General features: G+C 77.8%; 2 protein-coding genes and 1 pseudogene. All 3 read left to right on the forward strand.

What is annotated here, in order from left to right; translation table 11 throughout:
• A pseudogene (locus FRAQA3DRAFT_RS35865) lies at positions 1-238 on the forward strand (protoporphyrin IX magnesium chelatase); the annotation flags it as partial.
• A gap of 1 nt (position 239) precedes the next feature.
• Positions 240-848: a cob(I)yrinic acid a,c-diamide adenosyltransferase gene (cobO, locus tag FRAQA3DRAFT_RS07995; protein WP_009738562.1), complete on the forward strand. Its 609-nt coding sequence runs from the start codon at positions 240-242 to the stop codon at positions 846-848.
• The coding region (locus FRAQA3DRAFT_RS34750) for a cobyrinate a,c-diamide synthase (protein WP_009738563.1) at positions 842-2,438 on the forward strand (1,597 nt) is incomplete at its 3' end. The genes cobO and FRAQA3DRAFT_RS34750, both read left to right, overlap by 7 nt.

Consider the following 2,438-nt stretch of genomic DNA (forward strand, 5'->3'; position numbering starts at 1 on the left):
GGGGCGCGGCGGGCTGGCCAGCGTCGTCGTGGACTGCGAAAGCGGCTTCCTACGCCTGGGTCTGGCCGGCCGGCTCGCCCACGCCCTCGGCGGGATCACGATCGGGCTCGCCGCCCTGCCGCTGCTGGCCCCGCCACCCCCACCGCGCACCACCCCACCCGCCGCAGCCGCACCCTCGGCGCCGTCGGCCGGGCAGGCGGCGGCCCGCCACGACCGGCAACCGGAAAGGGTGGCCTGACATGACACCGCAGGGGCAGCCGGCCAGCGTCCCCGACGACGGCCTGACCACCCGCGAACGCCGCGACCGGCCGCTGCTGATCGTGCACACCGGCGACGGCAAGGGGAAGTCGACCGCCGCGTTCGGGCTGGCGTTGCGCGCCTGGTCGCAGGGCTGGCCGGTCGGGGTGTTCCAGTTCGTCAAGTCCGCCAAATGGCGCATCGGCGAGGAACGCGCCCTGCGGGTGCTCGCCGACTCCGGCGAGGGCGGCGGCGTCGACTGGCACAAGATGGGGTCGGGCTGGAGCTGGGTGCGTGACCGCGTCGACCCCGACGGCGATCCCGCCGCCGCCGCGGCGGAGGGCTGGGCGCAGATCCGCCGCGACCTGGCCGCGCAGACCTACCGGCTCTACGTGCTCGACGAGCTGACCTACCCGCTGCGCTGGGGCTGGCTCGACGTCGCCGAGGTCGTCGAGGCCCTGCGCGCCCGCCCGGGGCGCCAGCACGTCGTCGTCACCGGCCGGCGCGCCCCGCAGGAGCTGATCGACGCCGCCGACCTCGTCACCGAGATGACCAAGATCCGCCATCCGATGGACGCCGGGCAGAAGGGTCAGCGGGGGATCGAATGGTGAGCGCGGCGCTCGACCTGCCCCGCCTCGTGCTGGCCGCCCCGACCAGCGGCGCCGGCAAGACGACGGTGACCACCGGGCTGATGGCCGCGCTGCGCGCCCGCGGCCTGCGCGTCTCCCCGCACAAGGTCGGCCCCGACTACATCGACCCCGGCTACCATGCGCTGGCCACCGGCCGCCCCGGGCGCAACCTCGACGCGGTGCTGTGCGGCCCGCACCGTCTCGCCCCCCTGTTCGCCCACGGGGCGCGCGGCGCCGACATCGCCGTCGTCGAGGGGGTGATGGGCCTGTTCGACGGGGTGGCCCGCCCCGGGCCCGGCGAGGCCGCCGACCACGCCTCCACCGCCCATGTCGCCCGGCTGCTCGACGCCCCCGTGATCCTCGTCGTCGACGTCTCCGGCGCCGCCCGTTCCATCGCCGCGCTCGTCGCCGGGTTCCGCTCCTTCGACCGGCGCCTCCACCTGGCCGGGGTGATCCTCAACCGGGTCGGCTCGCCGCGCCACCGCGAGTTGCTCACCGACGCCCTGGCCGACATCGGGGTGACGGTGTTCGGCGCGGTCCCCCGCGCCCACGCCGTGCACACCCCGTCGCGCCACCTCGGCCTGGTGCCCGCCGCCGAACGCCGCCCGGCCGCACTCGACGCCGTCGACCGCCTCGGCGCGCTCGTGGCCGCCTCCTGCGACCTCGACGGGCTGCTGCGGGTGGCGCGCGCCGCCCCGCCGCTGCGCACCCAGGCGTGGGACCCGGCCGCGGCACTCGCCGCCGCCACGTCCACGTCTGGGGCTGATGGGTCCACGTCCACGTCTGGGTCCACGTCCACGGCTGGGTCCACGTCCACGTCCACGGCTGGGTCTGGGTCCACGGCTGGGGCTGCGTTGGCGGGCCGTGGCGGCGGGCAGGGCGCGGCGGGCGGGCCGGCGCCGGGCAGGCAGGTGGCAGGCGAGGGGGTCGGCCGGCCGCCGCGGATCGCCGTCGCCGGCGGCGCGGCGTTCACCTTCGCCTACGCCGAGCACGTCGAACTGCTCACCGCCGCCGGCGCGGACGTCGTCGCCGTCGACCCGCTGCGCGACGACACGCTGCCCACCGGCACCGACGCGCTGATCATCGGCGGGGGTTTCCCCGAGGAGCACGTCGGCGCGCTCGCCGCCAACACCCGCCTACGCGGCCAGATCGCCGCGTTCGCCGCCCGCGGCGCCGCGGTGGTCGCCGAGTGCGCCGGGCTGCTCTACCTGGCCCGCAGCCTCGACGGCGCGCCGATGTGCGGGGTCCTCGACGTCGAGGCGGTGATGGGCCCGCGGCTCACCCTCGGCTACCGCCGGGCGGTCGCCGCCGCGCCCAGCCCGCTGGCCGCGGCCGGCAGCGTCCTGGCCGCCCACGAGTTCCACCGCACCGTCCTGCTTCCCCCGCCCGCCGGGGCGCCACCGGCGGCCTGGTGGCTGCCCGTCGTCGACCCGGCAGCCGGCGCCCATCGCGGCGCCACGCCACCGGCGGTCCCAGGGGCGCCGCCCCCGGCGCCGGGGCCGGCCGAAGCGGCGTCGCGATGGCTGGCCGAGGGCTTCGTGCACCGCCGGGTGCACGCCTCCTACCTGCATC

Source organism: Frankia sp. QA3, assembly GCF_000262465.1.
GTDB lineage: Bacteria > Actinomycetota > Actinomycetes > Frankiales > Frankiaceae > Frankia.